The sequence below is a fragment of the Flavobacterium sp. genome (genome assembly GCF_046153165.1).
GTDB lineage: Bacteria > Bacteroidota > Bacteroidia > Flavobacteriales > Flavobacteriaceae > Flavobacterium.
Window position 1 is genome coordinate 1 of sequence record NZ_JBJXEN010000023.1, and the last position, 22,871, is coordinate 22,871.

A 22,871-nucleotide genomic window follows, 5' to 3' on the forward strand; every position below is an offset into this window, starting at 1 on the left:
ACTAAAAATAAAAAACACTAACTATGAGTTCATTTGACGTAGTCATTATAGGTTCAGGTCCAGGCGGATATGTATCAGCAATTCGTTGCGCACAATTAGGTTTCAAAACTGCTATTATAGAAAAATACTCAACTCTTGGCGGAACTTGCCTCAATGTAGGTTGCATTCCATCAAAAGCATTATTGGCATCATCTCATCATTACGAAGAATTACAACATTTTGCAGACCACGGAATTGAGGTTTCTGGAGAAGTAAAGGTAAATCTTGAAAAAATGATTGCGCGTAAACAAGCCGTTGTGGATCAAACTTCTGGTGGTGTAAAATTTTTAATGGACAAAAACAAAGTAACCGTTTTCGAAGGATTAGGTACTTTTGAAGATGCAAATCATGTAAAAGTTACAAAAGCAGACGGAACTTCAGAAGTTCTTGAAGCTAAAAATATCATTATTGCAACTGGTTCTAAACCATCAAATCTTCCTTTTATTAAAATCGATAAAGAAAGAATCATCACATCGACCGAAGCATTAAAATTACCAGAAGTTCCTAAACATTTAGTAATTATTGGTGGTGGTGTTATTGGAATTGAACTTGGACAAGTATATTTAAGATTAGGTGCACAAGTTTCGGTAGTAGAATTCATGGACAGAATTATTCCAGGAATGGATGCTGGTTTGTCTAAAGAATTGACAAAAGTGTTAAAAAAACAAGGAATGAAATTCTACGTTTCTCACAAAGTAAAATCAGTAGAAAGAAATGGCAATGCTGTTACTGTTCAAGCTGAAAATACTAAAGGAGAAACTATTACTTTAGAAGGTGATTATTCACTAGTTTCTGTTGGTCGTCGTCCTTATACTGATGGACTTTCCGCAGATAAAGCTGGTGTGAAAATTACTGACAGAGGAATGGTTGAAGTAAATAATCATTTACAAACTAATATTCCAAATATTTATGCTATTGGTGATGTAGTTCGAGGTGCCATGTTGGCACATAAAGCAGAAGAAGAAGGTGTTATGGTTGCCGAAATTTTGGCAGGTCAAAAACCACATATTGATTATAATTTGATTCCTGGAGTAGTTTATACTTGGCCAGAAGTTGCTGCAGTTGGAAAAACTGAAGAACAACTAAAAGCTGACGGTGTTAACTATAAGGCAGGAAGTTTCCCATTTAAAGCTTTAGGAAGAGCAAGAGCTGGAGGTGATACTGATGGATTTGTGAAAATTCTAGCTGACGCTAAAACTGATGAAGTTCTTGGTGTTCACATGATTGGCGCTCGTTGTGCCGATTTAATTGCAGAAGCAGTTACTGCAATGGAATTTAGAGCATCAGCTGAAGATATTTCAAGAATGTCGCACGCACATCCAACATTTGCAGAAGCTATTAAAGAAGCAGCATTAGCAGCAACTGATAATAGAGCATTGCACGTATAGTTTTTTAATATAAAAAACAAGAAAGCCAAATCTTACGATTTGGCTTTCTTGTTTAAAGAAGTTTATAATTTATTGTTTTACAATTTTCTTAATAGTAGAACCTTCATTAGTTTTAATATTCATAAAATAAACTCCTGAAGTCAGATCTGAAATATTAACTTCAATATTTGAAATATTTTTTGGACTTACCACTTTAATAGTTCTTCCATTAATATCACTAATATCAATACTTTCTATTAAAAGATTAGCCTCATTTTTAATATTTACGATTCCAGTTGTAGGGTTTGGAAATATAGCAATTTTAGAAAATAGAAAATCTCTTCTTGATAAAACTTCCGACACAGTAAAATTATCTACTATAAGCGCATGTGTTCCAGTTGCATTTGCAGGTGAGTTATGCAAGAAACTAAAATAATAAGTTCCTGTTGTTGGAGGAGTAAATGTAAATGTTTTTAGCGCAAAAGTAGTGTTAGATAGCCCTGTTTCGGTTGCAATTACAGTAGTTTGGGTTGCAGCGGTCTGATCTGAACCTACTGTTAACTGATAGCTTGCTAAATTTGTTGACGCTGTTTGTTGAAGATTCCTCACGTAATAAGTTATGGTTGTTGTTGAACCAGCTGTTAAATTAATACCTCGTGAAAACATTCTTTCTGCGGCAGCTGTCGCAGTAGGAGTTATTGCAATTGCTGAATACTGCCCATTTTGTACCAATGTACTTCCTGTTCCTCCAAAATTAAGAAACCACGAATTGGCAGTGTTATTTGGCGTGGCTAACCAACCTAAAAACGGAAAGTCTTCAATTTCAAAACCAGTATTATAAGTTGCATTTGTAGGCTGAAAAGTAGAATAAAAAGGAAATGGTCCTTGATATGCACTCAAATTTCCTGCACCACAATCTTTTTTCAAGTAATATTCGTATGCTGTACTTGGTGTTAAACCAGTTAAATTATATGGGCTTGTAATATTTGAAATTGTTGTTCCAGAACCTGGTGTAAAATTATAAGGTCCATATTCCAAATTAACAGTTCCACCAGAAGTAACATTAAATGTTAAATTTGCCGAAGTTAAAGTAGGAGTGTTAAAGCCTAGATTTGTAGGTCTAGCACAAGTTACAACTTTACCAAAAATTGTTTCAGGTCTAAAAGTTGAATTTGCTCCTAAAGTTGCAGGAGCCGCAGTTGCACTATTTGCACTTTTTGTACCCGCAGCCAAAAGATTGTTTGCAGTGAGCGTACTTGCTACAGTTGGAAGAACTCCAGGAGTTGGATTTTGATAATCAAAAGCAACATAAATTCCACCTCCTGTATAATTAAAAGGAGATCCAGTAAAAGGAATATCAAATTCCCCAATAGCAGTTGGCAAAGTTACACTCCCATTACTAACAGATGTCATTGTAGAAATTGCGGTTGTCCAAGTAGTGCTTTTCAAATTTGTTGCATCTGCAGTATTTTGCAAATAAATTTGAATATTTCCAGTGGTTGCAACATCTAATCCAGTAGTATAATTAAATCCTAATGAATTTAGTAAATTTCCAGAGGTAAATCCTGAAGCTGCCATTTCGGCCGCAGTTATTATCCAAACACTCCTCTGATATCTATAAAGACCTTGTGGTCCTCTAACTTGTGAAGTAGCATTACTTGCTGGCAAAGCAATATAATAATCTGATTGGGCATTTGTTGTTAACCCAATAAGTGCTACTAATAAAGTAAGTAATAATTTTTTCATATAATAATTTTTAAGTTTTTATAAAATTACAAAAAAATATTATACAATAGAGTAATTTATTCTTTCTCCCACTTCCCTACAACACTCGTAGCCAATGCATTTCCTAATACATTAGTTGCACTACGAAACATATCACAAAAATGATCAATTGGTAATATTAAAGCAATTCCTTCAATAGGAATTTTAAACATTCCGCAAGTAGCTGCAACAACAACTAAACTTGCCCTTGGCACACCAGCAATACCCTTACTCGTAAGCATAAGAACAAATAACATAGTAAGTTGCGTTGGCATATCTAGATGTACTCCGTAAGCTTGTGCTATAAAAATACTAGCAAATGTCATGTACATCATACTCCCGTCAAGATTAAAAGAATAGCCTAGTGGCAACATGAACGAAACAATCTTATCTTTTACACCGAAACGTTCTAATTCTTCGGTTAATTTAGGAAACACCGCTTCAGAACTGGTTGTCCCAAAAGCAATAATTAACGGACTTACAATATGTTTTAGTAAAGTTTTCATTTTATGCCCTAAAAACACAAAACCAATCATCAATAGAAAAAGCCATAAAGTTGAGATCCCTACAAGAAATGAACCAAAAAACTTAGCATACGTTAGCAAAAGTTCATTTAAATCTCGAATGGCAAAAACCCCAGCAATAGCACCAAATACACCAATTGGAGCAAATTTCATTACATAGTTTACCATTTTTAGTACAATATGTGATGTTTTGTCTAGAGCATTTATAACTGGTTTTGTGAAATCTCCTAATGATGCCGCTGCTAGTCCGAAGAAAATAGAAAAAATTACGATTTGTAATATCTCATTATTCGCCATGGCTTCAACAATACTTTTTGGAATAATATGTTCTATAAAATTTTGAGCAGAGAAACTTTGTGTCTTTTCAGTTACTTCGGTCGCTGTAGAAACATCTATATTAGAAAGTTGTAAACCTGTTCCTGGATGCAAAATATTTACCCAAAACATTCCTATTAATAAAGAAATAAATGAAGCTGTAAAAAACCAAGCCATTGCCTTACCCCCTATTCTCCCAACAGATTTGATATCTCCTAATTTTGCAATTCCTACTACCAATGTGGTAAATACTAATGGGGAAATTATCATTTGTACCAAACGTATAAAGACTGTTGCCAACATTTTTATATAACCACTAAATTCTTTGGCGGCTTCTTCTGAATAATTATTATGAATAAAAATGCCTAGAATAGCACCCAAAATCATAGCTATTAGAATTTGAACTGTTAAGTTACTGAAGAATGATTTTTTAGTTTCGATTTTAGATTCTGTTGAAGTCATAGTTTATGGTTGAATGTTATTATTTTTTAGCCCCGATAGCAGTGAAAATCCTTTTGTTTTTTTCCTTCAAAAAACAAAAGATTGCAACGTATAGCGGGATTAGCTCCTCATTTCGACAAGCTCAATGTGATATTTATTTTTTATAAATTTTATTTAAAAGAAAAAAATCAGCAATTACGAGTGCTGCCATCGCTTCGACAATGGGAACAGCACGGGGTACCACGCACGGATCATGACGCCCTTTTCCTTGTTGTTCGATAACTTCGTTTGTATTTGTGAGTACTTCTTGTTTTTGAATGAGTGTGGCAACGGGTTTGAAAGCGACACGGAAATAAATATCCATTCCGTTAGAAATTCCACCTTGAATACCACCTGAAAGATTTGTTTTCGTAGTTCCATCTTCATTATAAGCGTCATTGTGGTCGCTTCCTTTCATCTTGGCGCCACAAAAACCGCTTCCGAATTCAAAACCTTTTACCGCATTTATAGAGAGCATGGCTTTTCCTAATTCGGCATGCAACTTATCAAAAACTGGTTCTCCAAGACCTATTAGTACGTTTTGTATGACACAAGTGATGGTTCCGCCAACTGTATCTCCTTGTTTTTTGATTTCTTTAATATAGTTTTCCATTTTTTCAGCTGATGCCAAATCTGGACAACGAACTGCATTGCTTTCCGTTAACGAAAAATCTAAATCTTGATACGGTTTGTCTATAAAAATATCTCCTACAGAAGATACAAACGCATTTATTTTAATTTTTGGAATGACTTGTTTTGCAATTGCTCCCGCCACAACTCTACTTGCGGTTTCTCGGGCTGAACTACGTCCACCACCGCGATAATCACGAATTCCGTATTTTTTTTCGTAGACATAATCGGCATGACTCGGACGATACGAATCTTTTATATGAGAATAATCATCAGACTTCTGATTGGTATTTGGAATAATAAACCCAATTGGAGTTCCTGTAGTTTTTCCTTCAAAAATTCCTGAGAGAAATTGCACTTCGTCTTCTTCTTTTCGTTGAGTAACTATAGAAGATTGTCCTGGTTTTCGACGTTGCATTTCGAGTTGAATGGCGTCTAAATCTAATATTATGTTTGGTGGGCAACCATCTATAATTCCTCCCAAAGCTTCTCCATGGGATTCGCCAAAAGTGGTTAGTTTAAAAATATTTCCGTAACTATTTCCTGCCATTGCTTTTTGTTTGAAACAAATATAACCTAATCATTAAAACTTATAAAATAATATTTAGATTTAATTTAGTTTTACTTAAATAAGTAACAAAACTAAATTAGTGGCACAATAATTGACAGTTAATATACGTTAAATAAAACAAACAAATTATTATGAGAAAATTATTTATTACTGCTTTGATGCTTACGGGGTTTGCATTTAGCACACAAGCACAAGAAAAGAATGCAATCGGGATTAGATTAGGGGATAATTCAGGTTTCGGAGGTGAAGTTACATTTCAAACTGCTTTATCTAAAAACAATCGTATCGAATTAGATTTAGGTTTTAGAAATGAAGGTAATGTTTATTATGGTGGATATGGCAATAACTATTATGGTAACGGTAAGGGTTATGGACATAATGATGTTAAACTAGTTGGTATATACCAATGGGTATTTGATATTAAAAATGGTTTTAAATGGTATGTAGGTCCAGGAGTTGGAGTTGGTATATATAGTTCAAAATACTACTATAATGACAAAACATTTTTATTAGAGAATAAAAGTGGTGCGTTTGGTGTTATAGCTGGAGATGTTGGAGTCGAATATAACTTTAAGTTTCCTTTACAACTTTCTTTTGATGTAAGACCTGAATTATACCTTAGCCCTGATTATGTAGATGCTAGAGATAATAGTTTTGGTCCTGACTTAGGATTAAGTGCTAGATATAGATTCTAAAAACATTTTATATTAAACAAAAAACATCTTTAATCTAAATTAGGTTAAAGATGTTTTTGTTTTAGATTCTTCTATAGCCTCTAAATATAATTTTTCATATAAAGGCACTATTTTTTCTACAGAAAATTGTTTTGCAACTTCTAGTGCTTTTTTCTTAAATAAGTTTAAATTACCTTCATCGGAGATTATTTTGATTGCATTTTCAGCCATCTCTTTTATATCACCTATATTACTTAGATATCCTGAAACACCATGAATATTTACTTCTGGCAAACCTCCGGAATTACTTGAAATTACTGGAACACTACAAGCCATAGCCTCTAGAGCTGCAAGCCCAAAACTTTCTGTTTCTGATGGTAATAGAAATAAATCTGTTAGAGTCAAAATTTGATTTATCTCATTACTATTCCCAAAAAAAATCACTTTATCTGTTATTCCTAATTTTTCACATAGCTTTTCCGCTTTGGCTTTTTCTGGACCATCTCCAACCATCATTAATTTTGCAGGAATCTTTTGCTGAATTTTATAAAAAATTTTTATAACATCTGGAATATTTTTTACTTTTCTAAAATTACTAATATGTGTAATAATTCGCTCCTCAGGTTTTGCCATTACGGAACGTTTACAAGGAATATTTTCTATAATTTTATTTTCTAATTCGATAAAATTTGGAATTACTTCTATCTCATTCCTAATATCAAAAAGTCTAAGTGTATCCTCTTTTAAACTCTGAGAAACAGAAGTTACTTTGTCAGATTTATTAATACTAAACGTAACTGCTGTTTTATAAAACGGATGGTTCCCTACTAAAGTAATATCAGTTCCGTGAAGTGTTGTAACCATAGGGATAGTAATACCTTGATCTTTCAGCATTTGCTTTGCCATATAACCCGCATACGCGTGCGGAATAGCATAATGCACGTGTAACAAATCTATTTTATGTAGTTTTACCATATCTACCAATTTGCTCGACAAAGCCAACTCATATGGTTGATAATGAAATAAAGGGTACTCTGGAACATTTACCTCATGGTAATGCACATTTGGATTTAAGAGTGCTAAACGAACAGGCTGTCTGTAAGTAATAAAGTGTATTTCGTGACCTCGATGTGCTAATTCTAAGCCCAATTCGGTGGCAACAACGCCACTTCCTCCAAAAGTTGGATAACAAACGATTGCAATTTTCATTTATCGAAATTACAAAAAATAAAAATTTTGTAAGCTATTTTAGACAAAATTAACTATTCTTTAATAATTGCGTCGTAAATAATTTTTTGAATATCTTCTCTAATATTTTCTTTAGATAATTTATTTGGTGCATTTGAATCTGGAAAAGTTCTGTTTGACAAGAACACATAAACAATTTCCGTTTCTGGATCTACCCAAGCCATGGTTCCTGTAAAACCAGTATGTCCAAAACTTGTTAATGATGCACAACCACATGTTGGCCCTGATGTTCCCGGTAATTGTGGTTTGTCTAAACCTAGCCCTCTCCTGTTCCCTTCGGCACAAAAATAACAGGTATTAAAATCGTTAAAAGTTTTTTCTGAAAAGTATTGAACACCACCATAATTCCCTTTCTGCAAATACATTTGCATCATTTTTGCAATATCTATAGAATTAGAGAAAACTCCAGCATGTCCAGCAACACCACCTTGCATAGCTGCTGCCATATCATGAACATATCCTTGAACTAATTGATGACGAAAGTAGGTATCATTTTCTGTAGGAGGAATCATATCCATATCAAATCTTTGAAGAGGATTATATAATGTACTGCTCATTCCTAATCTAGAGAAAAAGTTTTCTTCTGCTAGTACATCTAACGTTTTATGATGATGTGTCTCTAGATATTCTTTTAGCAAGATAAAAGTAAAATCACTGTATTTATATTCTTTTTTTGGTAATAATTTACTGTCTATTATCTTTTTTATAATTGTATCATTATAATCATTTCGTATAAACAAATTTTCATCTACTTGTGTAGAAAAGTTTATTAACTCTGTTTTTCTATAATACTTTGCCAATGGTTTTTTAGAAATTGAATCGATTGTTTTTTTGTAAAATGGTTCCCAAGCTTGTAAACGAGCATAGTGAGAAAGCAACTCTTTGAAAGTAATTGAATCTTTATTTGAATTTCTTGCTTTATGAATCATTTCGCCAAGGCGAGTATCTAAATTTATTTTTTGGGCATCATAATCTAACATTACGTTAGGCAAAGTGCCAATTATTTTAGATAATGAAGCTATATCATATATATCTGAGTTTTTTACTTTGATATCCTTTCTGTAAGTATGATAACCAAAAGACTTTTGATAAATTACTTTCCCTTTTCTCGCTACTAAAATTTGAGCTCCAGGAGTTATTCTATTTTCAATTGCTTTTAAAGCTATTTTGTCTATTTCTGCTAATTTTTCTGAGCTCAATCCTACGCTTTCAGGAGTTGAAAATCCCAATCTATTAATTTTTTGAGTTGATAGTCCATCGCCAACTTTAAACAAGCTACCAACCGAAACAGGTAATTTTCCCTTAGCCTCGATTGCTCCAAAAATTAATTCGGCTGATACTTCCTGAGCAATGTCTCCATTTTGGTATGAAACTATTATACTTTCAATATTATCAATATTCTTTAGTGATGAGAGAATATAAGGTTTAGTAAATACATCTAAAATTACATCATTATTTTCTGCAATTTTTTCAATTAAAGATAATTCTGTCTCAGTAAATTCATATTTTTTCCACCATGATTTATCTGAAACGTGGTAGCCTAAAATTACTTTATTATATTTTTTTAGATCTTGATTTAAGCTATCAATATTTTCGTTAGAAACAACCGTAATATCAGCATACTTTTTCAGTGTCGTTAAAAAAGTATTTCCAGAATCATCACCAATTTTTACATAAGCAATTTTTGTTTTTTCTAACTCATTAATAGGTAAAGTTAGATGATCATTCTTTGCAACTGTGACTGCATTTTCAAATAACTTATACTGCAAAGAATTGCTATATGGTGTGTTAAGTTCTGAATATAAATTATTTATTTCTATTGGTTTATATTTATTTAAACCTGCTTTATATTTATATTTTAAAATTTTCTTTACCGAATATTCAATTCTTTCATCGGTAATCAAAGTATCTTTATAAGCTTGAGTAAATTTTTCAATTGCTGTTGGAACATCTTCTGCGAAAAGTAGAATATCATTTCCCGCTAAGAATGCTTCAAGATCAATTTCTCCTGGTTTTTTAAAATTACTTGCGCCTTTCATGTTCAAAGCATCTGTAAAAATTAATCCGTTAAAGCCTAATTGTTTTTTAAGAATATTCGTTACAACATTGTAAGATATTGATGATGGATAATTTTCTCGAGTTTCAAGACTTGGCACGTTTAAGTGTGCAACCATAACCGAGGACAATCCTAAATTAAACATTTTTTTATACGGATAAAACTCCACTTCATTTAATCTCTCTTTAGAAAAATTAACGGTTGGAAGACCTTTATGTGAATCTGTTTCAGTATCGCCATGACCAGGAAAATGCTTACCTGTAGAAAAAACACCTTGTTTTTGAAACCCTTTCATTAAGGCAACAGCTCTTTTTGTTACTTCTTCTTTGTCTTCACCAAAAGAGCGATTCCCAATGATGGGATTATTGGGGTTTGTATTAATATCTAAAACCGGTGCAAAATTAAATTGTAAACCCATTCGTTTGGTTTCCTTTCCCATTTGAACTCCTAGATCTTCTATAAGTTTCATATCTTGTATGGCACCAAGTGTCATATTCCAAGGGTATTTATAAGTAGAATCTAAACGCATACTTAAACCCCATTCTGCATCATTCCCAATAAATAAAGGAGTTTTAGATTCTGCTTGAAATCGATTGGTTAGTTTTGCTTGACGAACTGGTCCTCCTTGAAAGAAAATTAAGCCTCCAATTTTATAGTTTTTTATCAGCTTATCTAACGCATTAAAATGAACGGTATCTTTATTAGAATATGCAGCAATCATAAATAATTGCCCTAATTTTTCATCGAAAGTCATAGTGTTGTAAATACTATCTACCCATTTTCTTTCTGAATGTGAGTCTTCAAAGAGATTAAAGCCAACTTTTGACGGATCAATAAATTTTTCGGTTTTAGATTTTTCTTCATTTTTAGAAATTGCAGTTTTTTCCCTACCGCGATTTTTATTTACAGAGCAATTAACCATAAATAAGGTGAGTACAGAAAACAATAGAAACTTAAAACCTGAATTTTTCATTATATTTTTTTATGATTGTCCGCTTTTGTGGACTAACTTTCTTTTTTCTTTAAAAGAAACGACTATGCCAACTATCTTCTGCAGGAACTTCCCAAGATTCATTAAACTCTTCGATAGAATTTACTAGATTATTAAAAACAATAGTCGAACCTGTAACAGCCTTATCTTTGGCCATTTTTTTGAATTCGATTAATGTTTTATGAGCTACAAACTCTCCATTTTTAAAAGTTACATTCATTTTGTCTAACAAATCGACTTTATATTTTTGCTCTAATTCTTGAATAAACTGAACAGATTTATCTATAGAACAACCTGTCGCTGCTTGTACTTCTGGATTTACTGCAAAAATGATAAATCGGTTGTATTTTAGTAAATAAGATGCTTCAAGACTTGTTCCGTGAGCAGCCCAATCTTGAATAAATGCTTCTGTTGAAACCTTGATTTCGGCAAATTCCTCATCGGTAAATTTACGATTGGATTGATAAATCCAAATTTTGGATTCTAACGGTAAGTCTTCAAATGGAATTAACATATTTTTATTTTTTAAAATGTAGAAACTAATCCAAAACCAGTGGTTTTTCCATCATAATATGGAATAAATGCAGTTTTGTAATTTGATTCTTTCTTATTTGTAAATAGTTTATTTACTGTGGGATATAACCAATAAGCAACTTTTGTACTTAAAATCCCAATTCCTGCACCAGCAACAACATCTGTAAGCCAATGCCTATTATTATACATTCTGAAAGCTCCTGTTCCTGAAGCAACTACGTAACCTGATATTCCGTACCAGAAAGATTTTTCTTTATACTCCTGGTATAATAATTCTGCTCCCATAAACGCTGTAGCAGTGTGGCCAGAAGGAAACGAGTTAAATCCTGAACCATCTGGTCTTTCAACATGAGTTATTTTTTTCAAGCTATTTACTGCAATTCCCATAATAAGATATGAAGTAGAGGCAATAATTGCTTTATCTTTAAAATTATTTTTTCCTCTAACCCCTATTAAATCTAGACTTAAAGCTGTGACTAATGGTGTATATTGTGAAAAATCATCAATAGTAAATTTTTCATCAATATGCTCGGTAACTTCTTCACTAACCTCGGAATTAAAAAATTTTAATTGATCACTTTCTAATCCTATTATTCCGTAACCAATAAAAACCGTAGGAATTATTAGTTGCTTATAATTAAATCTTTGGTTTTTATAACTTTTAATTGTGTCAACTGAAAAATCACTTTTTAATTCTTGGGCAAATGACAATGAGCTTATAAAAAGAAAGAATGTAATTCTGACAAGTTTTCCATTTTTATTTAAAAATGAAAAAATCATTATAAATCCTGAGCATTTGCAATTAGTTCGGCAATATCCATTACTTTTACGTCAGCTTCTTTTTCTTTTACTTTTATTCCGTCTGTAAGCATGGTGTTACAAAATGGGCAACCTGCAGCAATAATTTCAGGTTTAGTTTCAAGAGCATCTTCTGTTCTTTCTACGTTTATTTCTTTGTTTCCTGGCTCAGCATCTTTAAACATTTGCGCTCCACCTGCTCCACAACATAATCCGTTCGCTTTAGAACGTTTCATTTCGACTAATTCGGCATCTAGTTTTTGAATTAATTCTCTTGGCGCTTCATATATTTTATTAGCACGTCCTAAATAACACGGATCATGAAAAGTAATTCTTTTTCCTTTAAATTGTCCGCCTTCTATAGTTAATCGACCATCATCCAAAAGTGATTTAAGGAATTCTGTATGATGAACTACTTCGTATTTTCCTCCTAATTCTGGATATTCATTTTTTAATGTATTGAAACAGTGAGGACAAGCAGTTACTATTTTTTTTGCTTCATACGCATTTAGCACTTCAATATTCATCATAGCTTGCATTTGAAACAAAAATTCGTTTCCTGCTCGTTTTGCTGGATCACCTGTACAACCTTCTTCGGTACCAAGTACAGCAAATTCGACCTTTGCACGATTTAAAATACGTACAAAAGCTTTGGTAATTCTTTTTGCTCTATCATCAAAACTTCCTGAACATCCTACCCAAAATAATACTTCTGGTTGTTTGCCTTGGGCTAGCATCTCTGCCATTGTAGGCACTATTAATACTTCTGACATATCTTTTTTTGTTTAATCGTTTTTTGTTTAATCGATTGAACGATTAAACAGTTAAATAACTAACCTATTTAATTAGTGTTTTCCGTCGTCGAAGACTTGGATTGTTACTTCTTTATCTATTAAATCTGTAAATTTTCCTCTGTAACGTGTTGCTTTTACCAAGTGATTGTCTATCCAGTGGTAATTCCCGCCACGTGGTTTTCCCATAAGCATTCCGTGGTATTTGAATCCGTGCTTTTTGAGCCAGATTTCAGTATATTCACGATGTGCTTCGGTTCTTGAGGTAAAAAAGAAAATTATATGCCCTTCGTCGTACCATTTGTTTAAGGTTGCTAAAGCGTCTGGATATACTTCGGCAGTAAGCATTCTTTCTGGTTCTTCGTTTGGAATATCGTCACAAATGGTTCCATCTATGTCTATCAGATAGTTTTTTACTCCTTCTGGCAAGATGGGACTTATTGTTTGTCCGTTTTCTGATGCGGCTACTAAACTTTTATCTAAATCTTCGATGTTCATTGTACTTTTGTTTATGCTGTGGGTTGCGTGAGGGATTGAGGCGGTATCCTTTTTTGAGGCTTTTCGCCGAAAAAAAGATAAAGCCGAAAGCCCGACCCTTTTCGGGTCACGCCCAAAATATTATTTTATTCGTTTTTCCAATTTAATCGGTCTTGCTGGTTGTATTGCCATGGCGCTCCGTTATTTTCGATGTTTGTCATCATGGCGTTTAGCGACTGTGGCGCAGCACTTTGCTCCATAACTAGGTAACGACGCATGTCTATAATGATAGATAATGGACTGATATTTACGGGACATTCTTCGACACAAGCGTTACAGGAAGTACACGCCCAAAGTTCTTCGGGTGTGATATAATCGCCTAACAGGAATTTGCCATCTGGTATAAATACGCCTTTGTTAGCATCGATATTGTTTCCTACTTCGACCAAACGATCACGAGTATCCATCATGATTTTTCTTGGCGATAATTTTTTTCCTGTTTGATTGGCTGGACATGATGATGTACAACGACCACATTCGGTACAGGTATATGCGTTTAGCAACTGAACCCAGTTTAAATCTTGCACGTCTTGTGCTCCGAATTTACTTGGAACGGCATTGTCATCTGGTGCTGGTGCTGGTGCTGCAAATGGATCTGCGTTTGGATCCATCATTAGTTTTACTTCTTTGGTTACACTTTCTAGATTATCAAATTGTCCTTGTGGTTTTAAATTTGCAAAATAGGTATTTGGGAATGCTAATAAAATATGTAAGTGTTTAGAGAAATAGAGGTAATTTAAGAATACTAAAATACCGCAAATGTGTAACCACCATGCTCCACGTTCTATCATGATTACTAATGATTCTGACATTCCATTGAAAATTGGCTCTAAAAACTGAGATATTGGAAAAGAACCTACTCTGTGGTATTCGCCTACATTTAATAATTGTAAATGGTAATCGGCAGCATTCATTAATAAGAACAATGACATTAAAACTACTTCAAAGTATAAGATATAGTTTGCATCCGATTTTGGCCAACCTTTTAAATCAGAACTGATGAAACGCTTTAAGTTAATCACATTTCTTCTTATCCAGAAAACAATTACCGCGATTAATACTAATAGTGCTAATATTTCGAATGAACCTATAAGTACATTATATAAACTTCCTAAAAATGAGAAAACACGATGAGTTCCAAATAACCCATCGATCATGATTTCTAGAACTTCTAGATTTATAACCACAAAACCTACATAAACAAATATGTGAAGTATTCCTGCAACGGGACGCTTAACCATTTTAGATTGTCCGAGTGCAATCATTGCCATATTTTTCCATCTTTCTGATGGATTGTCAGAACGATCTATATCTTGTCCTAATTTTATATTTCGGAGAATTTTTTTGACATTGACAGCAAAACATCCAATTCCTATAGAAAGAATAATGAAGAATAATATATTATCTAAATAGCTCATAAATATTTATTTGTGGTTTATTGTTTTTGTGTTGGTTGTTCTACATAAGGTTTTTCTTTTTTTCCAAAAAGAGAAACATTCACATATCTTGTTGGGTGCAATCTTACATCTTGAAGTAATAATTCCAACTCTTTTGATGCTTTAGATAAATTATTATACATCGCATCATCTTTTAGCAATTTACCCATTGTTCCTTTTCCAGACTCTAAATTTGCCATTATTTTATTAACATTATCTAAAGTAGCTTCTAGATTTTTGACAGTTTCCCCTAGGTTTGCTTTATCTAAATCCGAAGATATTTTAGCAAAATTTTGAGTTGTTTTATCTAAATTAGCAACAGCGCTTCCCAACTTAACTTTATTTTCTATTAGTATATCATCTACATTTTTAGATACTTTACTAAAATTTGACATTGTTTTATTTAGTTCAGCAATAGCGGTTTTTAGATTCGCTTGCGTTTTAGCGTCTAAAACGGTGTTTATATTTGATATTAAAGCATCGGCATTTGCTAGAACTTTGTCTAAACGCACTTGAAGTGGTTCTAACTTTTCGCCAAGAGCATCTGTTAATCCTAATTTAATTCCTGAGATTAACTTATCCCCATCAATAGTCATATTAGCGTCTTTATAATTAGGAATAATAGCAATTTGCTTGCCTGCAATTACACCTGGTTCATAAATTTGTGCCACACTTGTTTTTGAAATTGGAAATTCATCATCGTCTATTTGAAGTTCTACAAGTAGTTTCCCATTTGCATTAAGTATTATCGAATTTACTTTTCCTATAACTTTTCCGCTTACTGTTACTGGAGCCGATGTTGCCAATCCTTCTACATTATCATATTCAACAAATAATTTTTTATGACTGTTAAATAAATTTTGCCCTTTTAGGAAACTATATCCCCAAATAAATAATAAAATTGAGGCGATGACTAATATGGCGGTTTTAATTTCTCTAGTGATTTTCAATGTAAAATATTTTTAACAAAATTAATAAATTCTTATTAGTATTACTTTTTTAACGCTTCGTTTAGGCTAATTTTTACTCCGTTTCTAAACGCTACAATAAATGCGGAATCATAACCTTTAGTTTTTGCTTCAAGCAATTGCATTTTTGCAACAACATAATCATTAGTTTCTCCGTACATATATTTATAATAATCTTTTTCTAAAACAAATGAAATTTTATCTAAACCATTAAAATTTTCTGGTTTTGATTCTATTTTAGAAATACTTGCTTTTAGCTGAGTTTTAAATATAGGTTTGTTGATATCTATTTTTTTTACTTCGGCAGTCTTTTTTATTTCTTTTGATGTGTCTTTAGTTTGGGTTTGAACATTTACTTTTGGTGTAGAATCTTTAATAATTGGTTTTTCGTATTTTTTAATATCAATAACTGGCATTGTTCCTCCAAAATACTCTACTTTCATTCTAAAAACTGCATCAGCAATAGTTTTTGCAATATTTTGTTGTCCTTCTTCAGAATTTAGATAAGTTCCTTCATCAAGATTAGAAATAAATCCAGTTTCTACAAGAACTCTTGGCATAAATGCTTTGTGCAATACCATAAATGGAGCTTGTGCAACACCTCGAGATTTTCTATTCAATTTATTTTCTAAACCATCTTGGATCGTACTCGCTAATTCGATACTTTGGTCTAAATATTCTTCTTGTGCTAATGTTGCACTAATTAATGATTCTGGTGAATTAGGATCGTATCCTGAATATTTTTTCTTATAATTATCCTCTAAAGTAATAACAGCATTTTCTTTCTTTGCGATAGCAAGACTCGAAGCACTTTTAGAAAGTCCCATTACAAATGTTTCAGAACCAAAAGCATCATTATTTTTATTAGCATTACAATGTACTGATACAAAAAAATTAGCATTTGCTCTATTTGCTATATTTGCTCTTTCTACTAAATCTACAAAAGTATCGTTGTCTCTTGTATAAATAACTTGCACATTAGGGTCAGATTCTAATATCTTACCTAACTTAAGAACTATCCCTAAATTTATATTTTTCTCTACAAAGCCATGATATGTTGCACCAAAATCATGGTCACCATGTCCCGCATCTAAAACGACTTTAAATTTAGAATTCGTTTGTGCTGAAGCTGTTGCAATAAAAACTAATGATAAGGTTAAAGCAAAATGTTTCAATTTTAATGTAAATTTCATACCTGATTATTTTTATAAATGACCTAAAAGGTTATAATTTTATTAAATGCTTAATTTTTTTAAAAATAGATTGTAAGTTTGTCACTTCAAAAATTAAGCCATATTTTTACAAAAATAGTATTTATAGCGTTGCGTACAAACTTATTTCATATCGTTTTTTTAGCTTTTTTATTAACTTTTGGATATAACACATCTTATTCCCAAGAGTTACCCAAAAAAAGCACTTCTATACCTGCTAAAAATCAGAAAGATAGCTTAAATATTGGTGTAAAAAATATTATTAAAACTAATGATACTATCAAAAAAGATAGTATTACTAAAAAAAAGCCATTACTTGAAGCTCAAATCAAGTATAAAGCTGAAAAATATGCTAAAATAAACCAACGGAAAAAACAAATTACCTTGTATGATAAAGCCGAGGTACATCATAAAGATATAGAACTGAAGGCTGGAACTATTGTAATAGATTATGATAAAGATGAAGTTTATGCGGGTCGAATAAAGGATTCCGCTAATACTTATTCTCAATATCCTTATTTTAAACAAGAAAATAATGTAGTCGAACCAGATTCAATTCGTTTTAATTTTAAAACAAAAAAAGCTTTAATTTGGAATTCTAGAACTGATCAGGACGAATTTAGAGTAAAAGGAGAAATTACAAAAAGAGAAAATGACTCGGTTTATTTTATAAAAAATGCTCGTTTTACCACATCGAAAAATTTAGAAGATCCCGAATATTATTTTTTAGCTCGAAAAATAAAACTAGTCCCTGGAAAAAAAGTGGTTACTGGATTTACAAATATGGTTATTGCAGGTGTTCCTACACCTATCGCTATTCCGTTCGCTTATTTTCCTTTATCGAAAGAGCGAAATGTGTCAGGGATCATAATCCCGACTTTTGGAGACTCTAACGCACAAGGGTATTTTTTACAAAATGGTGGTTATTATTTTGCCTTAAGTAAGCACTATGATTTAGCTCTTTTAGGTGATTATTACACGAACGGAAGTTACGCATTTAGAGCAGAAACGAGTTATGCGAAAATTTATAAATACCGTGGTAATTTTAACTTTAGATATGAAAATCAAATTACAGGAGAACGTGGTTTTCCTGGTTACGGAAAAAATAAAATTTATAATTTGCAATGGAGCCATTCTCCAGATGCTAAAGCAACTCCAAACTCGAGATTTTCGGCTTCGGTAAATTTAGGTAGTCAAAAATATTTTAAAAGTTCATTTAATCAAATAAACAACTCAGCTTCGCTTAACAATACTTTAAGTTCTTCTATATCATATTCAAAAACATTTAACACTGTTCCACAAGCAAATATTGCCATTACCGCAAATCACAGTCAGAATACAAATACAGGTCAAATAAACATGACCTTACCTACACTGACAGCAAGTTTAGATAGAATATATCCTTTTGCTAAAAAAGATGAATCTAAAAAAGGTTTTATAAAAAATATTAATTTTACTTATAATTTATCTGCAAGAAACGAAATACAAACTGTTGATTCTTTATTTTTTAAACCTCAAATGTTTCGTGACGCAAAAAATGGTATGCAACAAACCATCCCGTTGAGTACCAATTTTAAAGTTTTAAAATATTTAAACGTTTCCACATCAGCAAATTATATAGAGACTTGGTATTTAAAAACAATCCGGAAAAATTATAATGCTACAACCAATGTAGTAGACGAAACTACAAATGGTGGATTTGATGCTTTTAGAACCTATAATTTTTCAGCAGGATTAGGAACTACTGTTTACGGGACTTTTAACGTAAGTAAGAATAAAAAAATTCAAGCTATACGTCATGTTATGACTCCTAATATTGGATATAGTTACAAACCAAGTTTCGAAAAATATTACGATACTTATGCTACCGATGGAAGCGGAAAAATGGCAGATTATTCTCGTTTTGAGAAAGGAATTTTTGGAGCACCAGACAAGAGTTTTTCTAACAATTTAAGTTTCTCTTTAAACAACACATTCGAAGCCAAAGTAAAAGATCGAGATTCTACAAAAGTAGAACCAAAGAAAATTATGATTCTTAACAATTTACAATTTTCTACAGGTTATAACTTATCTGCTGAAAAAGGTAAACAAGCTTGGCAACCAGTTCGAGTTAGTGGAGGAACTAATTTGTTTAAAGATAAAATGAATGTCAATTTTGGTGCAACTCTAAATCCTTATGCTATAGACGCCAATGGAAATGGTTTAAACATCTTTAATATAGACAACGGGGGAAGTCTTTTTAGGATGACAAGTGCTAATATGACTCTTAATTATTCATTAAAAAGTAAAGATAAAAAAGAAAAGAAAAAAGATGATTCTTACGGTAACAAAGGTTTACAAAATGGAGGGCGTGAAGATGACTTATTTGGTAAAACAACAGATTTTAGTAACCGTCAACAAAGTCAATTTGGTAAAGATGATGAAGATGATAAATTTGCAGGTTTTTTTAACGCACAAATTCCTTGGGATTTAAAATTAGCTTACTCTTTGACTTATACAAATGACAATCGTGAGAAAAAAATATCTAATAGTTCATTAATGTTTTCAGGAAATATAGATATTACTCCTAAATGGAAAGCTGGCGTTTCTTCTGGTTACGATTTTGTAAAAAAAGGAGTTACTTATACCCAATTACGCTTTGAGCGAGACTTATTAAGCTGGCGAATGGATTTTAATTGGATGCCTTTTGGGGATAGAACCTCATGGTATTTCTTTATAGGAATTAGTTCTTCTGTATTAAGTGATATTAAGTGGGACAAACATAATACTGCCGACAAAAAACTTTAATTTTTTTACTGACGTATGTCAAATTATGTAAAATAATATTCAAGAAAAATAATTAGATAAAACTATGAAAAAAATAATTTTTACAGACAAAGCTCCAGCTCCTATTGGGCCATACAACCAAGCAATTTTAAGTGGAAATACTTTATATACTTCTGGGCAAATAGCTATAAATCCTACTACAGGAGATTTAGTTTTAGACAATATTGAAGTAGAAACTGAACAAGTCATGCAAAACTTAAAAGCAGTCCTAGAAGCAGCTAATATGACTTTTGACAATGTAATAAAAACGACCATTTTCATTATGAATATGGGAGATTTTACAAGAATAAATGCTGTTTACGGAAAGCATTTTACTGAAGAAACTGCACCTGCAAGAGAAACCGTTCAAGTTTCATGTTTGCCTAAAAATGTAAATATCGAGATATCGATGATTGCTGCGAAGTAATTTAATAATTTTCATAAAAAAAACTTGCTTATAATTATAAGCAAGTTTTTTTTATGAAAATTATTATTGCTATTTAATTAAAATGCAACATTCCATCTTGGTAAACGATTGTTTTCATCAAGAAAGTTTTGTAATATTTGAGCTTCTGCAAAAGTTGGAATTACTTTTGTCTTATCATTATAAGTATCATACCAGTATACTTCTAATCTTGAAATATTTTCTTTTTTCATTTGCGCTGGCCAAGAATATTTACGTCCTGTTTTTGCAAATTGATGTCCGTTTACAATCTTATCATATAATCCACCACCTTTACTTTTCAGTGATCCATCATTTTGAATAGTTCCTGTAGAACCTACCATAATAAGCTCTTTATCATCATTTTCGACTGCATAAACAAGAAAAACACCACTTGCTGTTTCAGTTGCATTACAAACTACCTCTAAACTATCTTCTATTGTAAAAGTAAAACTATTACTTACTTTAAACTTTTTTAATTCTTTATACATTTTATATTTATTTTATTATTTGGTAATCTGAAAGCTAAAACCAAACTTTTGCAAAAGTAGCATTAATTAATCTTCTAAAGAAACTTAAACATCTTTATATACTCTAAAAACTCTTATATTAATTTTAAAAAGCTATATTTTTTAATAGTAATTTATTAACTCTTTTGATTAAATAAAAAAACCGAGCCATTACTGACTCGGTTTTTCTTTTATCTAAAAAAGAATTATTTAACTTCTTCAAATTCTACATCTTGAACATCGTCTCCTTGCGTTTCAGCTTGTGGCTGTGCTTGTTGACCTTGTTCTCCTTGAGCGTACATTGCTTCTGTAGCTGTTTTCCAAGCTGCATTTACATTGTCTAAACCTTTTTGAATAGCTTCTAAGTCTTGAGATTGGTGAGCCATTCTCAATTCTGTCAATGCATATTCGATAGCAGTTTTGTGCTCATCAGTAATTTTATCTGCTAATTCTTTCAATTGTGTTTCCGTTTGGAAAATTAAACTGTCAGCTTCATTGATTTTTTCAACTCTTTCTCTAGCGATTTTGTCAGCTCCAGCATTTGCTTCAGCATCTTTTTTCATTCTTTCGATTTCTTCAGATGTTAATCCAGAAGAAGCTTCGATACGAATATCGTGAGATTTACCAGTTCCTTTGTCAGTTGCAGAAACTTTGATGATACCATTAGCATCAATATCAAAAGTTACTTCAATTTGAGGAACTCCTCTTGGTGCTGGTGGAATACCATCTAAGTTGAAACGACCGATAGTTTTGTTATCAGCAGCCATAGCTCTTGCACCTTGAAGAACGTGAAGTTCAACAGTTGGTTGAGAATCTGCAGCTGTAGAGAAAATTTGTGATTTTTTAGTTGGAATAGTTGTGTTAGACTCGATTAAAACTGTCATAACACCACCCATAGTTTCGATACCTAAAGATAAAGGTGTAACGTCAAGTAACAATACATCTTTTACATCTCCAGATAAAACTCCACCTTGAATAGCTGCTCCAATTGCAACAACTTCATCAGGGTTAACTCCTTTAGATGCTTTTTTACCAAAGAATTTTTCAACTTCGTCAGCAATTCTTGGCATTCTTGTAGAACCTCCAACAAGGATAACTTCGTCAATATCTTTTGTAGATAAACCTGCATCTTTTAACGCTTTAGCAACTGGCTCCATAGAACGTTTTACTAAAGTATCAGACAATTGCTCAAATTTAGCTCTTGTTAATTTTTTAACTAAGTGTTTTGGTCCAGAAGCAGTAGCTGTAACGTAAGGTAAGTTGATTTCTGTTTCAGCAGAAGATGACAACTCTATTTTAGCTTTTTCAGCAGCTTCTTTAATTCTTTGTAATGACATTGGGTCAAGACGTAAGTCAATTCCTTCTTCAGCTTTAAATTCGTCTGCCAACCAGTCAATAATTGTTTGGTCAAAATCATCTCCACCTAAGTGAGTATCACCGTTAGTAGACAATACTTCAAAAACTCCATCTCCTAATTCAAGGATAGAAATATCGAAAGTACCTCCACCTAAATCGTAAACTGCGATTTTTTGGTCAACACCTTTTTTGTCTAATCCGTAAGCTAATGCCGCAGCAGTAGGCTCATTTATAATTCTCATTACTTTAAGACCTGCAATTTCTCCAGCTTCTTTTGTAGCTTGACGTTGCGCATCGTTAAAGTAAGCAGGAACAGTAATAACTGCTTCTGTAACTGTTTGACCTAAATAGTCTTCAGCAGTTTTTTTCATTTTTTGAAGTGTCATAGCTGACAATTCTTGAGCAGAATATAAACGACCATCAATATCCACACGTGGTGTATTGTTGTCACCTTTTACAACTGAATAAGGTACTCTTTTTGCTTCTTCGGTAATTTCACCGAAAGAATGTCCCATAAAACGTTTGATAGATGCAACAGTTTTAGTTGGGTTTGTAACCGCTTGTCTTTTGGCAGGATCTCCTACTTTAATTTCTCCACCTTCTACAAACGCAATGATAGATGGTGTTGTTCTTTTACCTTCAGCATTAGGAATTACTACTGCTTCTTGTCCTTCCATTACAGATACGCAAGAGTTTGTTGTACCTAAATCGATTCCGATAATCTTTCCCATTTTTATTATATTTAATTATTGAGTAATTCGTTTTTAATAACCTGAGTTGCTATAGTCAAGTTTTGTGCCAATAAAAGAGTTGGTATATAATTGT

The 22,871-nt window shown here is 32.3% G+C and carries 18 protein-coding genes; 4 read left to right on the forward strand and 14 right to left on the reverse strand.

Going from position 1 to position 22,871, the window contains the following annotated elements:
- Positions 1-23 precede the first annotated feature (23 nt).
- Entirely contained in the window at positions 24-1,427 is a 1,404-nt protein-coding gene (gene lpdA / locus ACKVOV_RS03280) for a dihydrolipoyl dehydrogenase (protein WP_409205345.1), read from the forward strand.
- A gap of 69 nt (positions 1,428-1,496) precedes the next feature.
- On the opposite strand, the gene ACKVOV_RS03285 is transcribed toward lpdA, so the two are convergent.
- The 3 genes from ACKVOV_RS03285 to aroC all read right to left on the reverse strand — a co-directional run bounded on the left by ACKVOV_RS03285 (position 1,497) and on the right by aroC (position 5,669).
- Positions 1,497-3,152, reverse strand: coding sequence for a T9SS type A sorting domain-containing protein (locus tag ACKVOV_RS03285; RefSeq protein WP_409205346.1), 1,656 nt, complete (start codon positions 3,150-3,152; stop codon positions 1,497-1,499).
- Positions 3,153-3,208: 56 nt separating this feature from the next.
- Entirely contained in the window at positions 3,209-4,471 is a 1,263-nt protein-coding gene (locus ACKVOV_RS03290; protein ID WP_409205347.1) for a dicarboxylate/amino acid:cation symporter, read from the reverse strand.
- 133 nt (positions 4,472-4,604) lie between these two features.
- The gene (aroC, locus tag ACKVOV_RS03295) at positions 4,605-5,669 is read right to left on the reverse strand and encodes a chorismate synthase (protein ID WP_409205348.1); all 1,065 of its coding nucleotides are present in this window, start codon (positions 5,667-5,669) and stop codon (positions 4,605-4,607) included.
- A gap of 152 nt (positions 5,670-5,821) precedes the next feature.
- Between aroC and ACKVOV_RS03300 the strand changes: the two genes are divergently transcribed.
- Positions 5,822-6,385: a hypothetical protein gene (locus tag ACKVOV_RS03300; RefSeq protein ID WP_409205349.1), complete on the forward strand. Its 564-nt coding sequence runs from the start codon at positions 5,822-5,824 to the stop codon at positions 6,383-6,385.
- Positions 6,386-6,424: 39 nt separating this feature from the next.
- Here ACKVOV_RS03300 and bshA read toward each other — a convergent pair whose 3' ends face one another.
- From bshA to ACKVOV_RS03345, 9 genes are all read right to left on the reverse strand, one after another.
- A complete protein-coding gene (bshA, locus tag ACKVOV_RS03305; RefSeq protein ID WP_409205350.1) occupies positions 6,425-7,573 on the reverse strand; it encodes an N-acetyl-alpha-D-glucosaminyl L-malate synthase BshA in 1,149 nt (382 codons plus the stop codon).
- 53 nt (positions 7,574-7,626) lie between these two features.
- Positions 7,627-10,641 (reverse strand): glycoside hydrolase family 3 N-terminal domain-containing protein, encoded by a 3,015-nt coding sequence (locus ACKVOV_RS03310; protein ID WP_409205351.1) that lies wholly within the window; start codon positions 10,639-10,641, stop codon positions 7,627-7,629.
- Between the two features lie 49 nt (positions 10,642-10,690).
- On the reverse strand, positions 10,691-11,173 hold the full coding sequence (locus ACKVOV_RS03315) for an ABC transporter ATPase (protein WP_409205352.1): 483 nt from the start codon (positions 11,171-11,173) through the stop codon (positions 10,691-10,693).
- An 11-nt stretch (positions 11,174-11,184) separates the two neighbouring features.
- On the reverse strand, positions 11,185-11,973 hold the full coding sequence (locus tag ACKVOV_RS03320) for a phosphatase PAP2 family protein (protein ID WP_409205353.1): 789 nt from the start codon (positions 11,971-11,973) through the stop codon (positions 11,185-11,187).
- Positions 11,973-12,764: a (Fe-S)-binding protein gene (locus ACKVOV_RS03325; protein ID WP_409205354.1), complete on the reverse strand. Its 792-nt coding sequence runs from the start codon at positions 12,762-12,764 to the stop codon at positions 11,973-11,975. The genes ACKVOV_RS03320 and ACKVOV_RS03325 overlap by 1 nt, the downstream gene beginning before the upstream one ends.
- A 72-nt stretch (positions 12,765-12,836) precedes the next feature.
- A complete protein-coding gene (locus ACKVOV_RS03330; protein ID WP_409205355.1) occupies positions 12,837-13,280 on the reverse strand; it encodes a phosphoheptose isomerase in 444 nt (147 codons plus the stop codon).
- Between the two features lie 125 nt (positions 13,281-13,405).
- Positions 13,406-14,737 carry a 4Fe-4S dicluster domain-containing protein gene (locus tag ACKVOV_RS03335; protein ID WP_409205356.1) on the reverse strand — a complete coding sequence of 444 codons (1,332 nt, stop codon included), beginning with the start codon at positions 14,735-14,737 and terminating at the stop codon, positions 13,406-13,408.
- A gap of 17 nt (positions 14,738-14,754) precedes the next feature.
- A complete protein-coding gene (locus ACKVOV_RS03340; RefSeq protein WP_409205357.1) occupies positions 14,755-15,705 on the reverse strand; it encodes an MlaD family protein in 951 nt (316 codons plus the stop codon).
- Between the two features lie 41 nt (positions 15,706-15,746).
- Positions 15,747-16,916, reverse strand: a complete 1,170-nt coding sequence (locus ACKVOV_RS03345) for an N-acetylmuramoyl-L-alanine amidase (protein ID WP_409205358.1) — start codon at positions 16,914-16,916, stop codon at positions 15,747-15,749.
- Positions 16,917-16,994: 78 nt separating this feature from the next.
- On the opposite strand from ACKVOV_RS03345, the gene ACKVOV_RS03350 reads away from it, so the two are divergent.
- Positions 16,995-19,721: a putative LPS assembly protein LptD gene (locus ACKVOV_RS03350; protein WP_409205359.1), complete on the forward strand. Its 2,727-nt coding sequence runs from the start codon at positions 16,995-16,997 to the stop codon at positions 19,719-19,721.
- 64 nt (positions 19,722-19,785) lie between these two features.
- The gene (locus ACKVOV_RS03355; protein WP_409205360.1) at positions 19,786-20,166 is read left to right on the forward strand and encodes a RidA family protein; all 381 of its coding nucleotides are present in this window, start codon (positions 19,786-19,788) and stop codon (positions 20,164-20,166) included.
- Between the two features lie 77 nt (positions 20,167-20,243).
- Here the strand turns inward: ACKVOV_RS03355 and ACKVOV_RS03360 are convergent, their stop codons facing one another.
- Complete coding sequence (locus ACKVOV_RS03360) at positions 20,244-20,672, reverse strand: hypothetical protein (protein ID WP_409205361.1); 429 nt, start codon at positions 20,670-20,672, stop codon at positions 20,244-20,246.
- Positions 20,673-20,896: 224 nt separating this feature from the next.
- A complete protein-coding gene (gene dnaK / locus ACKVOV_RS03365; RefSeq protein ID WP_409205362.1) occupies positions 20,897-22,777 on the reverse strand; it encodes a molecular chaperone DnaK in 1,881 nt (626 codons plus the stop codon).
- Positions 22,778-22,871: the final 94 nt, after the last annotated feature.